This window comes from Leisingera methylohalidivorans DSM 14336 (genome assembly GCF_000511355.1).
Lineage (GTDB): Bacteria > Pseudomonadota > Alphaproteobacteria > Rhodobacterales > Rhodobacteraceae > Leisingera > Leisingera methylohalidivorans.
Map to the genome: position 1 here is coordinate 2,525,588 of NC_023135.1, position 18,260 is coordinate 2,543,847.

Annotated in this window: 18 protein-coding genes and 2 tRNA genes; 12 read left to right on the forward strand and 8 right to left on the reverse strand. The window is 62.4% G+C overall.

What is annotated here, in order from left to right:
- Positions 1-16: 16 nt before the first annotated feature.
- Positions 17-1,270, reverse strand: a complete 1,254-nt coding sequence (locus tag METH_RS12550; RefSeq protein WP_024090848.1) for a sarcosine oxidase subunit beta family protein — start codon at positions 1,268-1,270, stop codon at positions 17-19.
- Between the two features lie 270 nt (positions 1,271-1,540).
- The gene (locus METH_RS12555) at positions 1,541-2,971 is read right to left on the reverse strand and encodes a Glu/Leu/Phe/Val family dehydrogenase (RefSeq protein ID WP_024090849.1); all 1,431 of its coding nucleotides are present in this window, start codon (positions 2,969-2,971) and stop codon (positions 1,541-1,543) included.
- 339 nt (positions 2,972-3,310) lie between these two features.
- Between METH_RS12555 and METH_RS12560 the strand changes: the two genes are divergently transcribed.
- From METH_RS12560 to METH_RS12570, 3 genes are read left to right on the forward strand one after another with little or no spacing between them, the layout of a single operon-like run.
- Entirely contained in the window at positions 3,311-4,936 is a 1,626-nt protein-coding gene (locus METH_RS12560) for a TadE/TadG family type IV pilus assembly protein (protein ID WP_024090850.1), read from the forward strand.
- On the forward strand, positions 4,933-5,469 hold the full coding sequence (locus METH_RS12565) for a TadE/TadG family type IV pilus assembly protein (protein ID WP_024090851.1): 537 nt from the start codon (positions 4,933-4,935) through the stop codon (positions 5,467-5,469). Before METH_RS12560 ends, METH_RS12565 begins: the two co-directional genes overlap by 4 nt.
- Before the next feature lie 4 nt (positions 5,470-5,473).
- Positions 5,474-6,094, forward strand: coding sequence for a TadE/TadG family type IV pilus assembly protein (locus tag METH_RS12570; protein WP_024090852.1), 621 nt, complete (start codon positions 5,474-5,476; stop codon positions 6,092-6,094).
- 9 nt (positions 6,095-6,103) lie between these two features.
- Here the strand turns inward: METH_RS12570 and METH_RS12575 are convergent, their stop codons facing one another.
- Positions 6,104-6,580 carry a hypothetical protein gene (locus METH_RS12575; RefSeq protein ID WP_024090853.1) on the reverse strand — a complete coding sequence of 159 codons (477 nt, stop codon included), beginning with the start codon at positions 6,578-6,580 and terminating at the stop codon, positions 6,104-6,106.
- A gap of 103 nt (positions 6,581-6,683) precedes the next feature.
- Positions 6,684-7,640 carry an NAD(P)-dependent oxidoreductase gene (locus METH_RS12580; RefSeq protein WP_024090854.1) on the reverse strand — a complete coding sequence of 319 codons (957 nt, stop codon included), beginning with the start codon at positions 7,638-7,640 and terminating at the stop codon, positions 6,684-6,686.
- A 122-nt stretch (positions 7,641-7,762) separates the two neighbouring features.
- Here METH_RS12580 and METH_RS12585 point away from each other — a divergent pair, with 122 nt between their 5' ends.
- A complete protein-coding gene (locus tag METH_RS12585; protein ID WP_024090855.1) occupies positions 7,763-8,638 on the forward strand; it encodes a LysR family transcriptional regulator in 876 nt (291 codons plus the stop codon).
- Here METH_RS12585 and METH_RS23950 read toward each other — a convergent pair.
- Both METH_RS23950 and METH_RS12590 read right to left on the reverse strand, forming a co-directional pair.
- The gene (locus tag METH_RS23950) at positions 8,554-8,907 is read right to left on the reverse strand and encodes a hypothetical protein (protein ID WP_156927485.1); all 354 of its coding nucleotides are present in this window, start codon (positions 8,905-8,907) and stop codon (positions 8,554-8,556) included. The two genes, METH_RS12585 and METH_RS23950, sit on opposite strands and share 85 nt — an antisense overlap.
- Before the next feature lie 71 nt (positions 8,908-8,978).
- The gene (locus METH_RS12590; protein WP_044008418.1) at positions 8,979-10,175 is read right to left on the reverse strand and encodes an adenylate/guanylate cyclase domain-containing protein; all 1,197 of its coding nucleotides are present in this window, start codon (positions 10,173-10,175) and stop codon (positions 8,979-8,981) included.
- A 214-nt stretch (positions 10,176-10,389) separates the two neighbouring features.
- On the opposite strand from METH_RS12590, the gene METH_RS12595 reads away from it, so the two are divergent.
- On the forward strand, positions 10,390-11,301 hold the full coding sequence (locus tag METH_RS12595; RefSeq protein ID WP_024090857.1) for a pirin family protein: 912 nt from the start codon (positions 10,390-10,392) through the stop codon (positions 11,299-11,301).
- Positions 11,302-11,373: 72 nt separating this feature from the next.
- A complete protein-coding gene (locus METH_RS12600) occupies positions 11,374-11,676 on the forward strand; it encodes an antibiotic biosynthesis monooxygenase family protein (RefSeq protein ID WP_024090858.1) in 303 nt (100 codons plus the stop codon).
- A 263-nt stretch (positions 11,677-11,939) separates the two neighbouring features.
- On the opposite strand, the gene METH_RS25165 is transcribed toward METH_RS12600, so the two are convergent.
- Both METH_RS25165 and METH_RS12605 read right to left on the reverse strand, forming a co-directional pair.
- Positions 11,940-12,068 (reverse strand): hypothetical protein, encoded by a 129-nt coding sequence (locus METH_RS25165; protein WP_024090859.1) that lies wholly within the window; start codon positions 12,066-12,068, stop codon positions 11,940-11,942.
- Between the two features lie 97 nt (positions 12,069-12,165).
- A complete protein-coding gene (locus tag METH_RS12605; protein ID WP_024090860.1) occupies positions 12,166-12,753 on the reverse strand; it encodes a TetR/AcrR family transcriptional regulator in 588 nt (195 codons plus the stop codon).
- A 178-nt stretch (positions 12,754-12,931) separates the two neighbouring features.
- On the opposite strand from METH_RS12605, the gene METH_RS12610 reads away from it, so the two are divergent.
- The 6 genes from METH_RS12610 (at position 12,932) to METH_RS12635 (ending at position 18,004) form a co-directional block, all read left to right on the forward strand.
- Entirely contained in the window at positions 12,932-13,186 is a 255-nt protein-coding gene (locus METH_RS12610) for a hypothetical protein (protein WP_044008419.1), read from the forward strand.
- A gap of 115 nt (positions 13,187-13,301) precedes the next feature.
- The gene (locus tag METH_RS12615) at positions 13,302-14,588 is read left to right on the forward strand and encodes a homoserine dehydrogenase (RefSeq protein WP_024090862.1); all 1,287 of its coding nucleotides are present in this window, start codon (positions 13,302-13,304) and stop codon (positions 14,586-14,588) included.
- A gap of 156 nt (positions 14,589-14,744) precedes the next feature.
- Entirely contained in the window at positions 14,745-15,731 is a 987-nt protein-coding gene (gene glpX / locus METH_RS12620) for a class II fructose-bisphosphatase (RefSeq protein WP_024090863.1), read from the forward strand.
- Between the two features lie 108 nt (positions 15,732-15,839).
- Entirely contained in the window at positions 15,840-17,579 is a 1,740-nt protein-coding gene (gene recJ / locus METH_RS12625) for a single-stranded-DNA-specific exonuclease RecJ (protein ID WP_024090864.1), read from the forward strand.
- Positions 17,580-17,683: 104 nt separating this feature from the next.
- Positions 17,684-17,758 (forward strand) — tRNA-Glu (locus METH_RS12630).
- A 171-nt stretch (positions 17,759-17,929) separates the two neighbouring features.
- Positions 17,930-18,004, forward strand: a tRNA-Glu gene (locus METH_RS12635).
- Positions 18,005-18,260: the final 256 nt, after the last annotated feature.

Sequence of the window (18,260 nt, forward strand, 5' to 3'; positions counted from 1 at the left end):
AAGACCAAGCACAAAATCAATGCAGGTTATGCTGCGCACCGGTCCCCTCCTCATCCATCAGGCCATGTCCGCTGCGGAAACGGTCCAGCTTCAATTTCGTGGCCGCCCCGTGCGGGCGGTCCGTGGCGATCAGATGGGCATAAACATGGCCCGAGCCCGGCGTCGCCTTGAAGCCGCCGTAACACCAGCCGCAGTTCAGGTAGAGTCCGTCTATTGGCGAATGATCAATGATCGGCGAGCCATCGGGCGTCATGTCCATGATGCCGCCCCAGCTGCGCAACAGCCGCGCCTTGCTGACTGCCGGCACCATCGCCACGAAGCTTTCCATCGTGTGTTCCACCATCGGCAGGTTCCCCCGCGCCGCATAGGAGCTGTAGAAATCCAGGTAGCTGCCAAACACCAGTCCGCCCTTGTCCGACTGGCTGATGTAAAGATGCCCCTCGGCAAAGGTGATCACATGATCCACGATCGGCTTCAGCCCTTCCGAGACAAAGGCCTGCAGCACGTGGCTCTCAATCGGCAGAGTCAACCCTGCCATCGCCGCCACCTGGCCAGAGCGGCCTGCGGCGGCCAGCGCCACCTTCCTGGCCCGGATCGGGCCGCGTGCGGTCTGCACGCCCACGACCTTGCCGTTTTCCACGTCGATGCCGGTCACTTCGCAGTTCTGGATCAGATCCACCCCGCGCATGTCGGCACCGCGGGCATAGCCCCAGGCCACGGCGTCATGGCGCGCAGTTCCTGCACGGCGCTGCATCAGCCCGCCCATGATCGGGAAGCGGTTATTGTCAAAATTCAGGAACGGCGCCAGTTCACGAACCTGATCGCGGCTCAAAAGCTCAGCATCGTCCCCCTGATTGATGATCGCGTTGCCCCGGCGCACCGCCGCATCGCGCTGGCCGTCATTGTGGTACAGGTTGAGGATGCCGCGCTGGGACATCATCGCGTTGTAGTTCAGATCCTGCTCCATCCCTTCCCACAGTTTCAGCGAGTGGGAATAGAACTCGGAATTGCCCGGCAAGTAGTAGTTCGCCCGCACAATGGTGGTGTTGCGCCCCACATTGCCGCCGCCAAGATAGCCTTTCTCCAGCACCGCCACATTGGTAATGCCGTGCTCCTTGGCCAGGTAATACGCGGTTGCCAGACCATGGCCGCCGCCGCCGATAATCACCACGTCATACTCGGTCCTGGGCTCGGGGTCGCGCCAGTGCGGCGTCCAGCCCTTGTTTCCGGTGAGCCCCTCTTTGAGCACACGCCATCCCGAAAACCGCATGTCATCCCTCCCCGTCAAATCACGTCCGCTGCCCGGAAAAAGGTGACCCGGACCCTGGCGGCATTGCTACCCGCTTTCGCCTGCTGCTCCTAGCCCCAAGGATCCATTTGCGGCAGCTCAGCACGGCTCTGACGCAAATCACACGAACTAATCACTTGTGTCCAGTAGTATCTGCGACAGGCCGTGACGTATTCCGATTCACTCACACGAAAAACGGGGCAGAGAGCTCCCCCTCCGCCCCGGCCATAGGTCAAAGCTCCTGCAGGCTGGTCAGAGCCCCTTGGCGTGATAGCTTTTGGCGACCTTGTCGATCGACACCAGATAGGCGGCAGTGCGCAGGTCGGTCACATCATCACGGCTGTGCCAGACCTCGCGCATCGACTGGTATGCCACCCGCATGGTGTCATCGAGGCCCGAGCGCACCAATTCCAGTTCGCCTGCGCCCTTCAGGTACTTGTCCTTGAAGTTCGGCGACATCGACCAGGTGCCCCCCATCACATCATCCAGACGCTGCAGCTCATCAATCACCAGCTGGTGGCGCGCCTCTTCCTGGCGGCGCTGCATCCGGCCGAAACGGATGTGAGACAGGTTTTTAACCCATTCAAAGTAGGACACTGTCACACCGCCCGCGTTGGCATACATGTCGGGGATGATCACAATGCCCTTCTTGCGCAGAACATCATCCGCGCCGGCGGTCACCGGGCCGTTTGCAGCCTCGATGATCAGCGGCGCCTTCACGCGTTCAGCGTTGGACAGATTGATCACGCCTTCCAGCGCGGCCGGGATCAGGATGTCGCACTCCTCTTCCAGCAGCACCGCGCCGTCCTCGACGTATTGCGCATCCGGATAGCCGGTTACGCCGCCATGCTTGACAATCCAATTACGCACCGCTTCGACGTCAAGACCGTCAGCGCTGAACAGCCCGCCGTCCCGCTCGATGATGCCGATAATCCGCGCCCCATCCTCTTCGGACAGGAACTTCGCCGCGTGATAGCCCACGTTGCCAAGCCCCTGAACAATGAGCCGCTTGCCATCCAGTTTGCCGGACAGGCCCGCAGCCGCCTTGTCTTCCTCATGGCGGAAGAACTCCTGCAGCGCATATTGCACGCCGCGCCCCGTGGCCTCGACCCGGCCCGAGATGCCGCCGGCGTTCAACGGCTTGCCGGTGACGCAGGCCCTGGCGTTGATGTCGGTGGTGTTCATGCGGGCGTACTGGTCGGCAATCCAGGCCATCTCGCGTTCGCCGGTGCCCATATCGGGCGCAGGCACGTTCTGCGAGGGGTGGATCAGGTCGCGCTTGGCCAGCTCATAGGCAAAGCGGCGGGTGATCAGTTCCAGCTCGTGTTCTTCATATTCGCGCGGATCGATGCAAAGCCCGCCCTTGGAGCCGCCGAACGGCGCCTCCACCAGGGCGCATTTATAAGTCATCAGCGCCGCAAGCGCCTCGACCTCGTCCTGGTTTACACCGGTGGCATAGCGGATGCCGCCCTTCACAGGCTCCATATGCTCGGAATGGACCGAGCGGTAGCCGGTGAACGTGTGCATGGCGCCGCGCAGGCGCACCCCGAACCGCACTGTATAGGTGGCGTTGCAGACCCGGATCTTCTCCTCCAGCCCCGGCGGCAGGTCCATCAGGGACACGGCCCGGTTAAACATCAGGTCCACGCTTTCGCGGAAGCTCGGCTCTGTGCGGCTGCTCATCTCAAATCATCTCCGTGCTCAAACATCGACTCGATGCCGATGATGCCCACAGTCTATGCAGAGAAGATTAAGGAGTGCGACCTATTTGACCATTCCCTGCCAAAAAGATTCGCATTTAAGCCAAAGGTCCGCGATTCGCCGCTTACCCCGGGCAATTGTCCCCCAGGTTGCGACAACCCCGCAGCATACACGGCAATTGAAAACCCAACTAACTGCAATCGCGTGCCTATCGGCGCAAAGCCGCCCCAATTCCGCCACGTTCAGCAGTCATTAATTATGTGTAAATTCCGCGTCTAGAGCCAGGCTGATCTGTTCAAGAACTGGCGGAGGGGTGTTTTAATGCATAGACGTCACAAGGATTCCACAGCGCTGACCAGTCCGCTCATGCTGCGCTGCCAGGCCAAGGCAAAAGACTTCCTCAGAGAAGAAGACGGCGTGCTGGCCAAACCGATGATCGGCACCTTTCTGGCTATGCTGGCGGTCGGCGGCATCGGGGTGGACCTGATGCGGATGGAGCGCGATCGCACCAATCTCCAATATACGCTGGACAGGGCCGTTCTGGCAGCGGCAGATCTCGACCAAACCTTGGATGCCGATGCAGTTGTCTTGGATTACCTGACCAAGGCCGGGCTTGAGCAATACTATTCCGATCCAGTCGAAAGCGCGGGCCTTGGATACAAAAGCGTCGAGGCCACAATCAACACCGACTTCGAAGCGCATCTGCTGAAGTTTGCCGGCGGCGGCGATATTCCGATTTATGCCAATTCCCGCGCTGAAGAGTCCATCGGCAGTGTCGAAATCTCAATGGTTCTCGATATTTCCGGGTCGATGAACTCCAACAGCCGCCTGGCAAACCTGAAGACTGCCGCACATACTTTTGTGGATCAAATCACCCAGAACACGGACACTTCAAACCTGTCCATTTCGATCATTCCTTATGCAACCCAGGTGAATGTTGGCGAAGCGCTACTCAGCAAATACAACAACGTCACTCAGGAACATAACTACTCCCACTGTGTGAATTTCATCAAAGACCAGTTCAGCAAACATACGCTGGACCGGAATGAAAATCTGGAACGCACTGCCCACTTCGATACCTTCACGTATTCCGAGAACATGATCGCCCGTCCAGTGTGTCCGACCCGGGATGGTTCAGCTATCCTGCCCTTCACCAACAGCGCCACAGTTCTGCACAATTATATCGACCGGCTGACAGCCTATGGCAACACCTCGATCGATATCGGCATGAAATGGGGCAGCGCCCTGCTGGACCCCACCGCCCGCAGCGTGGTGAACGACCTGATCACAGACGGCGTCATCGACGCCTCCTTTCAGAACCGGCCGACTGATTATGGCAGCGGTGACACGCTGAAGATCATCATTCTGATGTCGGACGGGCAGAACACCAACCAGTACATGGTGAACCCGTCCCGCCGCGAAGGCATGACGGACGTCTGGTATAACGCCGAAGCAGATGCGTATTCCGTCTACCACTCAAACGGCACCAACAATTACTATTGGGAACACAAGAACAGGTGGGAAGATCACCCCTACGGAGAGGGGACCTACCAGACGTGCAACTCCGATAGCTGCACCACCCATACAGAAGAGGGCAGTTCAGTCCGCCTGAAGTTCCCGGAGCTGCACGCCCGCGCCTCGCTGGCCTATATCGCCCGCTACATTTATGAGTTCAGCAACAGCGCCTGGGCCGACTGGTTCAATGCCGGCCGCTACTTTCACAACCGCGTTGCCAAGGATCAGCATACCAAGGCGATCTGCCGAATCACCAAGAATCAGGGCGTGATCGTCTATTCAGTCGGCTTTGAAGCACCGTCTGCAGGCATCAAGGTGCTGGAGGATTGCGCCAGCTCGCCTGCTCATTTCTTTGACGTCGAAGGTCTGGAGATTTCCGAAGCCTTCTCGTCAATCGCAACGTCCATCCGACAGTTGAGGCTGACCCAATGATCCGCCGCTGCACAAAAGCCCTGCGCCGTTTCAGGCAGCGCGAAGATGGCAACGCCTCGGTGGAATTCGCCATCGTTATCCCCGCCTTCCTGATGATCCTGATGTCCACCGTGGAACTGGGCATGATCAACCTCCGCCATTCACAGCTTGAGCGGGCCTTGGACGAGACCGTCCGGACCATCCGGCTCGGCACCGGCGGCGACATGCAGCACGATGCGCTGCGGGATGAAATCTGCACCCGCTCCGGTTTCATTGACGAGTGCGGCACATCCCTCCGCCTGGAAATGCTGCGGATCGATCCGTACAACTGGACAGCAATCGACCCGACCCCGGACTGCGTCAACCGCATTGAAAACGTTCAACCGGTCCGGACGTTCGTGAATGGCCAGTCCAATGAGCTGATGTTCATCCGCGCCTGCATGAAGTTCAATCCGATTTTCCCGACTTGGGGGCTTGGCACAAATCTGAGCAAGGACGGCGACGGCCGGGTCAACCTGATTGCTTCCTCCGCATTCGTCCAGGAACCGAGGTAACACCATGCTGACACTGCTCTCCCGCCGCCTGTCCGGCCGCCTGCCAGGACCCGCCCGCCGCTTTCTGGATGGAACCCAGGGCAACGTCTCCATCGAATTCGCCTTTTATGCGCCGCTTCTGCTGGGTCTGTTCGCCTCCATCTACACTTTCTTTGACGCCTTCCGTCAGGAAAGCATCAATCTGAAGGCCGCCTATACCGTGTCAGACCTGATCTCGCGCGAGACCAACTACGTGAACGAAGCCTATATCGACAGCATGCATGCGCTGGCTTCGGAGCTGGTGCGCAGCGACACCACTCTGTCAACCCGCATCTCGGTTGTCCGCTGGGATGAAGACGATCAGCGCTACTATGTCGACTGGTCCAAGGTTCGCGGCAGCGCCTTTCAGGAATGGGCCGACGGCTCTATCAATACCGTCAAAGACAAGCTGCCCGTTATGCCTGATCAGGAGCGCGTGATCCTGGTTGAAACCTGGAACGAGATTGATCCGGCGTTCAATATCGGCATTCCGCTTATGGATGTGCAGAATTTTGTCTTCAGCCGCCCGCGTTTTGCTCCCCAGGTTGTGTTCATCGAGAACAAGGGGAATGGCAACAACCACAACGACAACGCCGAACAAGTCTGACCAGGACAATCACCCCTGGCCGCGTTGCGCCATCATCGCGGCCAGAATTTCCGACATCGCCTTGCCTTGCGATCCGGGCGTCACCCCGCCGATACCGATCCGGCGGCCCAGCCGCCACCACAGCCCGGGCATCCAGATCCTGGAGCCTTGCGCCCCGGTCCGGATCAAGAATCCGTTGGACGGCTTAAAGGCAAAAAAGCCGCGGTCGATAGCTTTGATATCCTCAACCCTTGCAATCAGCTGCCCGTTTGAACAGCGAAGCTCCTCTGCCGTCAGCTCGATCCGGTGCATGGTTGCCTGCCACATCCGGACTGCCAGCCACAGCGCAGCCGCGCCAACCGCCAGCAGAAACACCAGCCATGCTGGCGATGGCGGCGCCGCAAAGGCCACATAAAGCAGCAGGCAGCCGGTCAATCCCAGCATCACCGTACCCATGATCCGCCGCCCGCCGGTGGCTTCGATTGTGGCCAGGACCTCATTGCTCATCCGCTGCTCCCCTTGCTGCTGATCCGGGCATAAACCGGATCAGCCAAAGAAAACAGCCCCCTCCGGAGCGGCGGACGGATGCGGCCGCACAGTCCGGGGAAACTTACTCCGCTGCAGCGCGGCGGACGGCAACTTCATAGCCCGGCTCTTCCGCTTCATCATCCACCATTTCCGGCGGGAAGCCCGGCGCGCGGATATCCAGACCGGTGGCGTCCTCCAGGCGGCGGATGATGTTGGGCGACAGCTCGCGGTCGCCATAACGGCTGATGCCGTCGTCAAATATCTTGACGATCAGCGGGCTGACCTCCAGCGGAACATTTGCCCGCTCTGCAACGTCCTGGAACAAGCCAACGTCCTTCTTCACCAGATCCATAGTGAAGGAAATATCCCGGCTGCCGTTCAGGATCACCTGGCTTTCGGTGACATGCGAAAACGAATTACCGGAGCTGATCCTGATCGCCTCATAGGCAATATTCAGATCCATGCCCGCCGCCTTGGCCGTAACCAGCGCCTCGGCGTTGGCCACCAGATGCACGGTGGCGAGATAATTGGTCACCACTTTCAATACCGAGGCAGACCCCAGATCGCCGGTGTGCAGGATGCGGCGGCCCATGGTGGTGAGCAGCGGCAGGATGCTGTCAAAGGTGCCGCGGTCGCAACCCGCAAAGATCGAGATATTGCCGGTGCCCGCCCGGTGGCAGCCGCCGGAAACCGGGCAGTCCACCGCACGGCCGCCCTGTTCGATCACCATCGCGCCCAGACGCTTGGCCTCGGCCTCGTCGGTGGTGGACATTTCCATCCAAATCTTGCCTTCAGTGACCTCCGGCAGCATCTGCATCATCACCGCATCCGACGCCGCCGGCGACGGCAGGCAGGTTATCACCGCATCGCAATCGCGCATCATCTGGGCCGGACTTTGTGCCTGTTTGGCGCCTTTCTCCACAAAGCTCTGCACCAGTTCCGGGTTCAGATCGTGCACGGTCAGGTCCACGCCGTTGCGCAACAGGCTGCCGGACAGTTTGCCGCCAACATTGCCAAGGCCGATAAAGCCGACTTTCAAAGTGGTCGCCATTTCCAGTTTCTCCTCCCGGGTCAAATCTTCTGCGATATGGCTAGCTTGACCACAGCCAAAACTAAAACGAATAATAACGCCATCTGACCTCAGGATTTTTTGCAACGGATATGTCCGACCTGCCCAACCTCGTCTGGCTGCGCGCCTTTGAAGCCGCCGCCCGCCTGCAAAGCTTCACCGCCGCCGCGGAAGAGCTGGGGCTGACCCAGGCCGCCGTCAGCCATCAGGTGCGCAGTCTGGAGAAAAGCTTTGGCATCACCTTGTTTATCCGCCGGTCGCGCCATCTGGAGCTGACGGAGCTGGGCCACGCCTATTACCCCTCGGTCGCGCAGGCGCTCACTGACATCGCTTATTCGACCCGCGGGCTTTTGGGGCATGCGCAGACCCGGACCGTGATCCTGCGGGCGCCGGTTTCAACCGCGGTTTTATGGGTTGCACCGCGGCTGGGGGCATTTCATGCAGCCAATCCGCACATCCGCATCCGGCTGATCTCTGCCGTCTGGGCCGACAGCACCCAGGACGAGGATGTGGATATCGACTTGCGGCTCGGGCCCTCCGGCTGGTTCGGCAGCCGCGCGCATCTGCTCTCGGCGGAGACCGTGATCCCCGTGGCGCAGCCGCACCTGGCCGGGCGGCTGCGCACGGTGGACCAGCTGTTCGGCCAGACACTGATCCACATCCACGGCTACCAGGATCACTGGCTGCGGCTTTCCGAACAAGAAGGCGTACCGCTGAAGGACCGCACCGCGCCGCTCTATGTGGACACCTCGCTGGCGGCGATCGAGATAGCGGCCTCTGGCGCCGGCGTGGCCATGCTGATGCGCCGCTATGCAGAACTGCCGCTGTCGCAGGGCCGGCTGGCTCCGGTGCCGGGTGCTGAAATTCCCATGGGTCAGGGCCACTACCTGATGCCCGCCGCCGGAGAGGCTCCGAACAGCGCCGAAGTTTCCATGGTCCGCGATTGGATTGTATCGCTGTTCGCCTGAACAGCGGCGGCTCCCAGTCCGGTCCAGGCTTCACCCTGCTGGCTGCCCGGCATCGGGACCGCCAGTGTTTCAGCCTTCAAAGGCGGATAGAGATGGATGCCTGTTGCGGAGCGGCGCTGCTCCTTCCAGGCCAGGATGGTCTCGGACTGCGCCACCTGCATACGGGTCGCCTGTTCAACCGTGGAACGTCCAAGCGGCGCAACCGGTTGCGGCTCACCCTGGCGCTTGGGCCGATGCGCAATCTCGCGCCGCAGCTGGCGATGAAACATGGCTGGCGGCGAAAACCGCCGAAGTGGTGCCGAAAGGTTTAAACCGAACCCGTCCGCGCCCCGGTCACGCCTCAAGGATCCTCCGCCAAGGGCACCGCAAAGACTTCTACCCGCGATTGCAGACCCTTCAGGACCTGCTCTCCCAAGGGTCTGCCTTCCAGTCCTGCCTTTTGCCGGAACTCCGAAGACACCAGCAGCGGCTCATTCCTTGCACCGCACAACCCCGCCACCCGCGCCGCCAAATTCACGTCGCGCCCGATCACCGTGTAGTCAAGCCGCATTCCCGAGCCAACATTGCCAAACGCCACCTCGCCAAAGTGAAGCGCGATGCCGACATCGAACTGCGGCTGCTCCATGCGGGCTGCAACCCGAGTCAGCCCGTCACGCGACGCCTTGAGCGCCCGGGAACAAGCCTCTGCGCCGTCTTCCCCGGCCCGGAAAACCGCCAGGACGCCATCGCCGATGAATTTCAGCACTTCGCCGCCCGCGCCCTCGATCGGCGGCACGATGCAGTCGTAATAAGCGTTCAAAAGGCTAGTGGCCTGTTCCGCACTCATGCCCGCCGTCAATTCGGTGAACCGGCGCATATCGGCAAACAGGATGGCAGACCGGATACGCATCACCTCGCCCCGGTGCACATCGCCCGAAATGATCCGCTGCTGCGGCTCTTCGCCCACGTAGATCCGCAGCACTTCCTGCATGGCGCGGGCGGTGGCAAGGATTTCCTGACAGGCCGACAGCGCCGGGAAGACCGCGCGCAGAAAAGCGATGTCATCCTGCGAAAACCCTTCGGCTGCCTGGGTGGCAAAGCTGAAGGTGCCCGCCATGCCGCTGCGCATGAAAACCGGCGCCATGATGTAATGGGTGTAGCCCCCCGCCTTCAGCTCCGGCACGATGCCGTAGCGGTCTCCGGGCGTGCCGGGCAGCCAGAGGATCACCCATTCGCCGGTCCGGTGCACTTCGGCGGCCGGTGAATGGGCATAGCCCTGGCCGCTTTCCTCGTTGAACGGAAACAGATAGCTGCGGGTGCCCTGGCTGCGCTCCCAGAAGCGGGCGCTGGCCACCGCCTCGGCGTGCAGCAGCGGCACGATGGAGGTGGCCCGGTCCAATGGCACGCCGCCTGCCCGGATCAGCCCTGCCATATGCGTCAGCACCTCATCCGCTTCAGCGGCGCCCCGGGCCTCCCCCAGCATGTAGGAGATCAGGCGCAACGCACCCGGCAGCCGGTCCGGCGGCAATTGCTGAAGTGGATCACGGGATTGCATCATATGTTCAGGCTAACCTGTCCGGCTTGCCCCCGGCAATGGGGGTCTCCCGCCCGTCCTTGGCGCCTGCGGCGCCGCGTCCCGTTGGGCCGGGCAGCCCTGCGGGCTGGGGGCGATCCGTTCGCCAACGCACAGACGCCGTGTTTCAGAACCCGTTTTCCGATCGTATCGCACAACTTACCTTGCACTCAGTCAAGGAAAACAAGGAGACAGGCAGATGTCCCTCAGACCGATACTCGAAACCCGTCCGGCGCAGCCCCATACTGAGGGCGCCGGAGTGAAACTGCACCGCGCCTTCGGCTTTCAGGACCCGTCAGAGCTGGACCCGTTCCTGCTGTTCGACGATTTCCGAAACGACAACCCCGAAGACTACCTGCGCGGCTTCCCGTGGCACCCGCACCGGGGCATCGAGACCATAACGTATGTGCTGTCCGGCGCTGTCGAACATGGCGACTCGCTGGGCAATGCGGGCACCCTGGGCGCAGGCGATGTGCAATGGATGACCGCCGGCTCCGGCATCCTGCATCAGGAGATGCCGTCGGGAAATGCGCAAGGCCAGATGCATGGTTTCCAGCTCTGGGGCAACCTGCCTGCCAGCGAGAAGATGACCGCGCCGCGCTATCAGGATGTGAAAGGCACGGAAATCCCCGAAATCATCGACGATGACGGCACGAGGGTGAAAGTGATTGTCGGAGATTTCTGGGGCAAAAGCGGCCCGGTGGACGGGATAGCCGCTGATCCGCAGTATCTGGATGTGTTTATCCCTGCGGGTGTGAAGAAAACCCTGCCGGTCGATACCTACCGCCGCGCCTTTGCCTATGTGTTCGAAGGCCAGGCGGCTTTTGCCGATGCCTCTGCCCCGCAAGGGGTGCTGCTGGAGAAGGAGGTCGCAGGCGAAGAGGTCAACATCCGCGACCTGTCCGGCGACCGCACCCTGATCCGCTTTGGCACCGGCGATGAAATCACCGTGCAGGCGGGGGAAGAGGGGGTGCGGTTCCTGCTGATCTCCGGCGCGCCGATCCATGAGCCGGTGGCCTGGCACGGGCCGATTGTGATGAACACGCAGGCTGAATTGCACCAGGCCTTCCGCGACCTGCGTAACGGCACGTTTATCAAACCCGCGCACTGACCAGCCGCGGCCCGCCAATCGGGCCCGTGATGTGTTATACTCCCCCCGTCCAGTGATCAGATGGGGGGAGAGATGATTATCCGGGTGTTCCGTGCCACTGTCCGCGATGACAAGATCAAGGAGTTCAAGGACTTCCTGACCAACACAGCCGTGCCGCATGTGCGCCGCCAGCCGGGACTGGTCTCGGTCACGGCCGGGCTGCCGCGGCCGGATTCGCCGTCCACCTTCTGCGTCGTCATGGTCTGGGAGAGCATCGAGGCGCTGCAGGCCTTTGCAGGCGAGGACTGGGAGCAGGCGCATGTGCTGCCTGAGGAAGACCCGATGGTGCTAAGCCGCCAGATCGACCATTATGACATGATCGGGCTGCTGAGCTGACAGACCTGCCGGCGTCAGCCGTCCGCACGCCAGCTGCAGCCTATGTCTGCATCCGAAGGCTCCGGTGTGAAACCGGCTATTTCCAGCACCCTTGATGAGGCCCCATTCTCCTGCATGACCCCGCCGCTGAGCGTTACGCCGCTGCCGCGGAAATGAGCTTGCAAGCCCTCTGGCGGTTCGCTGGCGAGCCCAGGGCCCCAGGCAGCTTAGGCAAAGAGATAGTCCAGGTTTCGGAGGGTTGCGCCACCGGCAGGAAAGGAAAGTCAAATCAACTTGACGCCCTGCCCCGCAGTTTCGCGCAGGGCAATCACTTCGGCTTGCTGCGAGACTGCCTCCAGAAGTGCCCGGCGGGCGCCGCCGTCTGCCGGGGTCTGAAACCCGCGGGCAACCATCGCACGGAATTCGGCACAAAGAGATCAGCCAATTCGGCTTCTGTCAGGTTCCGCCACGGCGCCGCCTGCAGACCGCTGGCCTGCAGATCCAGCAGGCTTATGCGCTGACCGCCTTCTGCACCATGCCCCAATAGACCCGCTCCACCTCATCCAGCGACAACCGCCCCTCGGAGCGGTACCAGGTGTTGACCCCGTTCAGCATGGCAATCACCGCCAGCGTCGCGATCTTGGTATCGGAGATGCGGAACACGCCCTGCTCCCCCCCCTCCTTGAGGATCCCTTCCACGCCGTTCTCATAGTCCCGGCGCAAAGTTTCAATAACAGCGAAATTCTCCGCGGTCAGGTTGCGCAGCTCCATATAGGCGATGAACACCGCATCCGGGCGCTCTTGGTGAAAACGGATGTGAAAGCCGGTGAAGGCCCGCAGCCGTTCCATCGCGCCTGCAGCCGGCGGCACCGCATCCCAGGCGGCCAGCAACTCCGCCATATGGCCTTTCATCAGGCTGAACAGCAGGCTTTGCTTGTCCGGCGTGTAGTTATACAGAGCCCCCGCCTGAACCCCCACCTCCTTGGCGATCTGGCGCATGGAAACCGCAGCATAGCCTTGCTGCGCAAACAGCCGCAAAGCGGCCTCGCGGATCTTGGGGCCGGTAATACCGGAATGGGAACCTTGCGTACGTGCCATGCGCCGACCGTAACTGAACACACGTTCAGATAAAAGAGTGAGAATGACCGAAGGCCAGCCAGCCCTTTACCCGCATGGCCGCGCCATGCCAACCCGCTGCCCCGGCCTGCGGGAAATCAATTGTGCCGCAGCGCCGGACCTCCTAAAACCGGCGGGGTATTAAACAAGGGCTTCCTCGATGCAGGTTTTGGCACGGATCGCAATTCTTCTGGCATTGGCGGCGGCCGCCGCCTGCACTCGCGTGCCCGAGCTGGAGGACCGGTTGACCCCGGACTTGCGCGGCGCGGGCTATCCCGACCTGCTGCCGCTGGATGACGCGCTGGAACCGCTCGACCCGCCGCAGCAGGCCAGCGCAGACCTGCAAGATGAACTCAACGCCCGCAGTGCCCGGCTGAAACGCCGCGCCGAGGCGGTGAAAAACGCCGAATTCTAGGCTGTTCCCGGCTTTCCCATCTGCATGTGCCGCACGCAGGCAGGAGCGGCGTTGCACGCCCGCGCCGAACCGGCTAAGGCGGGGCTGAGCATTTCGGAACAAAGGACCTCCAGCTATGACAGAACCGCTTCGTCTTGGGATTGCAGGTTTGGGCACGGTTGGCATCGGCGTGGTAAAGATCATCCGCCGCCACGCTGCGCTTCTGGAGGCACGGACCGGACGGCCGGTTATGATCTCGGCGGTCTCCGCACGCGATGCCGGCAAGGACCGTGGTGTCTCGCTGACAGACTACGCTTGGGAAACCGACCCGGTGGCGCTGGCCGTGCGCGACGACGTGGATGTGTTTGTCGAACTGATGGGCGGCCATGAAGGCGCTGCCAAAGCCGCAACCGAAGCGGCGCTCTCTGCTGGCAAGGATGTGGTCACCGCCAACAAGGCGCTGCTGGCCATCCACGGCCAGCCACTGGCCGAACAGGCTGAGCGCGCAGGCCGGGTGATCCGGTTCGAGGCTGCTGTGGCCGGCGGCATCCCGGTGATCAAATCGCTGACCGAAGGCCTGGCCGGTAATGAGATTACCCGCGTCATGGGCGTGATGAACGGCACCTGCAACTTTATCCTCACTCAGATGCAGGCCACCGGCCAGGGCTATAACGCCCTGTTCGAGGAATGCGGCCGCCTGGGCTATCTGGAAGCCGACCCGAACCTGGACGTGGGCGGCATTGACGCCGGCCACAAGCTGGCGCTGCTGGCCTCCATCGCCTTTGGCACCAGGCCGGCGTTTGAGGACGTGCAGCTGGAAGGCATCCAGCGGATCCAGCTGGCAGACATCAATGCTGCCGCCGATATGGGCTACCGCATCAAGCTGCTGGGGGTGGCGCAACGCACCGCCCGCGGGCTCGAACAGCGCATGTCGCCTTGCCTGGTGCCCGCCAATTCTCCTTTGGGCCAGCTGGAAGGCGGCACCAACATGGTGGTGATCGAAGGCGATTCCATCGAACAGGTTGTGCTGCGCGGCCCCGGCGCCGGCGAAGGCCCGACTGCCAGCGCGGTGATGGGCGATGTCCTGGACCTGGCCCGCGGCCTGCGGATAGCCACCTTCGGCCAGCCTGCCGCAACGCTGCAGGAAGTACCGGCAGCCCAGACCGGCCTGCCCGCGCCGTTCTATCTGCGGATGGGGCTGCTGGACAAACCCGGCGCGCTGGCCAAAGTTGCCACAGTGCTGGGCGATGCCGGCGTTTCCATCGACCGGATGCGGCAGTACGGCCATTCCGAACCAACGGCCCCGGTGCTGATCGTCACCCATAAATGCACCCGCGCTGCGCTGGATGCGGCACTGGACGGCCTCGCTGCCACCGATGTGGTCGACGGCACGCCGGTTGCGCTGCGCATTGAAGAGGTCTGAACTGCCTGATACGCCGGGAAACGGCGGTTTTGATCACTGCGGCCGGAATTTCCTGCCGCGGTGAACGCTATCGCCTCTTGCGAGCCTGCCCTGCCCCGCGCTATTCGGCTTTAAACGCCCAATTCACATCTGACCCGTTGAGACAGGATTTCCGGTATGACATCGAACACCTCTGACACGCCTTTTCATGACCGTATGCTGTCGCTGGGCCTGGCCCGCGTTGCCGAACAGGCCGCGCTGGCCTCTGCCTCGCTGATCGGCCGAGGCGACGAGAAAGCCGCCGACCAGGCCGCCGTGAATGCCATGCGCGAGCAACTGAACCTGCTGGACATCGCCGGCGTGGTGGTGATCGGCGAAGGCGAGCGCGACGAGGCGCCGATGCTGTACATCGGCGAAGAAGTCGGCTCCGGCAACGGCCCCGGCGTCGACATCGCCCTGGACCCGCTGGAAGGCACCACGCTGACCGCCAAGGACATGCCGAATGCGTTGACAGTGATCGCCATGGGCCCGCGCGGCTCCATGCTGCACGCGCCGGATACCTATATGGACAAGCTGGCAATCGGCCCGGGTTTCGCCGAGGGCGTGGTCTCGTTGGAAATGTCGCCGCGCGAACGCGTCGAAGCGCTGGCCAAGGCCAAAGGCTGTGATCCCGCCGACATCACCGTCTGCATCCTGGAACGCCCCCGCCACGAGGCGATGATCGCCGAGGTGCGCGAAACCGGCGCTGCGATCCGGCTGATCACCGATGGCGACGTCGCCGGTGTCATGCACTGCGCCGAGAGCGAGATCACTGGCATCGACATGTATATGGGCCAGGGCGGCGCACCTGAAGGTGTCCTGGCAGCCGCTGCATTGAAGTGCATGGGCGGCCAGATCTTCGGCCGCCTCTTGTTCCGCAATGACGATGAAAAAGGCCGTGCAGCCAAGGCCGGCATCACTGACCTGGACCGCATCTATACCCGCGACGAGATGGTCACCCAGGACGTGATCTTTGCCGCCACCGGTGTCACCGGCGGCTCGCTGCTGCCCAGCATCAAGCGCACCCCGGGATGGGTCGAGACCACCACCCTGCTTATGCGCTCCAAGACCGGTTCGGTGCGCCGCATGTCTTACCGCACCCCGCTGGCGCCGCACCAGGCTTGAAGGTTTCGCCGGGAAGCGGCTTGCGCCGCGGCCTCCGGCGGGAGTATTTGGAGAAAGATGAAAGGGCCGGATCCGATTGGGTCCGGCCTTTGCATATAGGGGCAGATAATGAGCTTTTTGGGTGTTGAGCAGTCCTTGACCGGCCGCCGCTGGGTTGGGCCCGGCGTTGAGGTGGACCGCGCGTCCGAGATGATGGCGCAGCAGACCGGCCTGCCCCGCTCCGTCTGCCAGGTTCTGGCCCGGCGCGGCGTGCCGGCGATGGAAGCTAAGGGGTTTCTGGAACCAAGGCTGAAAGAGCTGCTGCCCGACCCGCGCGAGATGAAAGACATGGAAACGGCCGCCACAAGGTTTCTGGCGGCTGTGCGCGGCCGCCAGCGGATTGCGGTCTTTGCCGATTATGACGTCGACGGCGGTAGCTCTGCCGCGCTGCTGCTGGTCTGGCTGCGGCAGATGGAGCTGGAAGCAACACTGTACATCCCCGACCGCATCGACGAGGGCTATGGCCCGAACGTGCCTGCCATGCAGCAGCTGGCCGCCGCCCATGATCTGATCATCTGTGTGGACTGCGGCACCCTCAGCCATGAGCCGATTGCCGCCGCCGAAGGCGCCGACGTGATCGTGCTGGACCACCACCTGGGCGGCGAGACCTTGCCCGACTGCGTTGCGGTGGTGAATCCCAACCGACAGGACGAGAGCGGCGATCTGGGCTATTTCTGCGCGGCGGGGGTGGTGTTCCTGATGCTGGTAGAAGCAGGCCGCCAACTGCGCGAGGCCGGCGCCAAGGGGCCGGACCTGATGGCGCTGCTGGATCTGGTGGCGCTGGCCACGGTGGCGGACGTGGCGCCGCTGATCGGCGCCAACCGCGCATTGGTGCGCCAGGGGCTGAAGGTGATGGGCGCACGCCGCCGTCCCGGCCTGGTGGCGCTGTCGGATGTCAGCCGCATGGATTCGGCGCCCTCGACCTATCATCTGGGGTTCCTCTTGGGGCCGCGGGTCAACGCCGGCGGGCGGATCGGCAAGGCAGACCTGGGCGCGCGGCTGCTGGCCACCGACAATCCGCATGAAGCCGCCGCCCTGGCCGAGCGGCTGGATGAGCTGAACACCGAACGCCGCGACATCGAGAACGCCGTGCGCGCCGCTGCGCTGGAGCAGGCCGAAGAGCGCGGATTGGATGCGCCGCTGGTCTGGGCCGCCGGCGAGGGCTGGCATCCTGGCGTGGTCGGCATCGTCGCCTCCCGGCTGAAAGAAGCCGCCAACCGCCCCGCCGTTGTGATCGGTTTTGACGGGGATGAGGGCAAGGGGTCCGGCCGGTCCGTGTCCGGCGTCGACCTGGGCGCGTCGATCCAGCGGCTGGCGGCAGAAGGGCTGCTGGTCAAAGGCGGCGGCCACAAGATGGCGGCCGGCCTTACCGTGATGCGGGACAAGCTGGAGCCGGCGATGGCGCGGCTGTCGGAACTCCTCGAAAAACAAGGCGCAGGTCAGGGCGGGCCGGCAGACATCAAGCTGGACGGCGCCTTGATGCCCGGTGCCGTGACGGTTGACCTGATCGAACAGATCGAGCACGCCGGCCCATTTGGCGCTGGCGCCCCTGCCCCGCGCTATGCGCTGCCGGATCTTCAGGTGCGGTTTGCCAAGAAAGTGGGCGAGAGCCATCTGAAACTTTCGCTCAGTGACGGCATGGGCGGCGGCGTGGACGGGATCTGCTTTGGCGCCTTTGACACGGCGCTTGGCCCCCGCCTGCTGGAACACGGCGGCGCCCGCTTCCATTTCGCCGGGCGGTTGGAAGTGAACAGCTGGGGCGGCCGCCAAAACCCGCAGCTGCGCCTGGAAGACGCGGCCGAAGCCTGATTTTTCAAAGACTTAAAGGCTGTGGATAAGATTTTTCGCTATTGCCCGTTTTTTCTCTTGCGGGATCTGGCTGTTGCAACTAAACACCCGCTCACACACAGAGTGGCCCGTTCGTCTATCGGTTAGGACGCCAGGTTTTCAACCTGGAAAGAGGGGTTCGATTCCCCTACGGGCTGCCACTTTCCCCCATAAGAATAATGTTTGCGGCCGCCCCAACGCCGCATGGTTTCTTCACGCCTTTTCATTGCCTTAGCACCCAAATACCTGGCCGGGAAAAACTTGCCGCCTGCGCAAAGAAACCTCTTGCGCCCGGCAATGGCAATCAGTAAACACCGCCTCACAGACAGAGTGGCCCGTTCGTCTATCGGTTAGGACGCCAGGTTTTCAACCTGGAAAGAGGGGTTCGATTCCCCTACGGGCTGCCACTTTCCCTGACCTTTGAATTCAATAAAAAATAGCCGTGGCATCCAGCCGCTCGCTGCGGGAATGCTTGGCTGTTTTACGGTTCAAACAGCCGCCCTTGGGCCCGGAGAGCCCCGCAGAACACGGTGGCACCGCCCTCCGGCTGACCATTTCATGCGCTCTCGCCGCCTTGCGCCATAAGCGTATCTTCGGCTGGCGTATTTTCGGCGTCATCTTCCGATCCTGCGCTGGTGTTTCGCAGTGCCGGACACCAGCGCG

What these genes read in the sequence shown, in the direction of transcription:
- METH_RS12550 (WP_024090848.1), bottom strand. Translation starts at nt 1,270, where the DNA reads ATGCGGTTTTCGGGATGGCGTGTGCTCAAAGAGGGGCTCACCGGAAAC.
- METH_RS12555 (WP_024090849.1), bottom strand. Translation starts at nt 2,971, where the DNA reads ATGAGCAGCCGCACAGAGCCGAGCTTCCGCGAAAGCGTGGACCTGATG.
- METH_RS12560 (WP_024090850.1), top strand. Translation starts at nt 3,311, where the DNA reads ATGCATAGACGTCACAAGGATTCCACAGCGCTGACCAGTCCGCTCATG.
- METH_RS12565 (WP_024090851.1), top strand. Translation starts at nt 4,933, where the DNA reads ATGATCCGCCGCTGCACAAAAGCCCTGCGCCGTTTCAGGCAGCGCGAA.
- METH_RS12570 (WP_024090852.1), top strand. Translation starts at nt 5,474, where the DNA reads ATGCTGACACTGCTCTCCCGCCGCCTGTCCGGCCGCCTGCCAGGACCC.
- METH_RS12575 (WP_024090853.1), bottom strand. Translation starts at nt 6,580, where the DNA reads ATGAGCAATGAGGTCCTGGCCACAATCGAAGCCACCGGCGGGCGGCGG.
- METH_RS12585 (WP_024090855.1), top strand. Translation starts at nt 7,763, where the DNA reads ATGTCCGACCTGCCCAACCTCGTCTGGCTGCGCGCCTTTGAAGCCGCC.
- METH_RS23950 (WP_156927485.1), bottom strand. Translation starts at nt 8,907, where the DNA reads ATGTTTCATCGCCAGCTGCGGCGCGAGATTGCGCATCGGCCCAAGCGC.
- METH_RS12590 (WP_044008418.1), bottom strand. Translation starts at nt 10,175, where the DNA reads ATGATGCAATCCCGTGATCCACTTCAGCAATTGCCGCCGGACCGGCTG.
- METH_RS12595 (WP_024090857.1), top strand. Translation starts at nt 10,390, where the DNA reads ATGTCCCTCAGACCGATACTCGAAACCCGTCCGGCGCAGCCCCATACT.
- METH_RS12600 (WP_024090858.1), top strand. Translation starts at nt 11,374, where the DNA reads ATGATTATCCGGGTGTTCCGTGCCACTGTCCGCGATGACAAGATCAAG.
- METH_RS25165 (WP_024090859.1), bottom strand. Translation starts at nt 12,068, where the DNA reads ATGGTTGCCCGCGGGTTTCAGACCCCGGCAGACGGCGGCGCCCGCCGG.
- METH_RS12605 (WP_024090860.1), bottom strand. Translation starts at nt 12,753, where the DNA reads ATGGCACGTACGCAAGGTTCCCATTCCGGTATTACCGGCCCCAAGATC.
- METH_RS12610 (WP_044008419.1), top strand. Translation starts at nt 12,932, where the DNA reads ATGCAGGTTTTGGCACGGATCGCAATTCTTCTGGCATTGGCGGCGGCC.
- METH_RS12615 (WP_024090862.1), top strand. Translation starts at nt 13,302, where the DNA reads ATGACAGAACCGCTTCGTCTTGGGATTGCAGGTTTGGGCACGGTTGGC.
- glpX (WP_024090863.1), top strand. Translation starts at nt 14,745, where the DNA reads ATGACATCGAACACCTCTGACACGCCTTTTCATGACCGTATGCTGTCG.
- recJ (WP_024090864.1), top strand. Translation starts at nt 15,840, where the DNA reads ATGAGCTTTTTGGGTGTTGAGCAGTCCTTGACCGGCCGCCGCTGGGTT.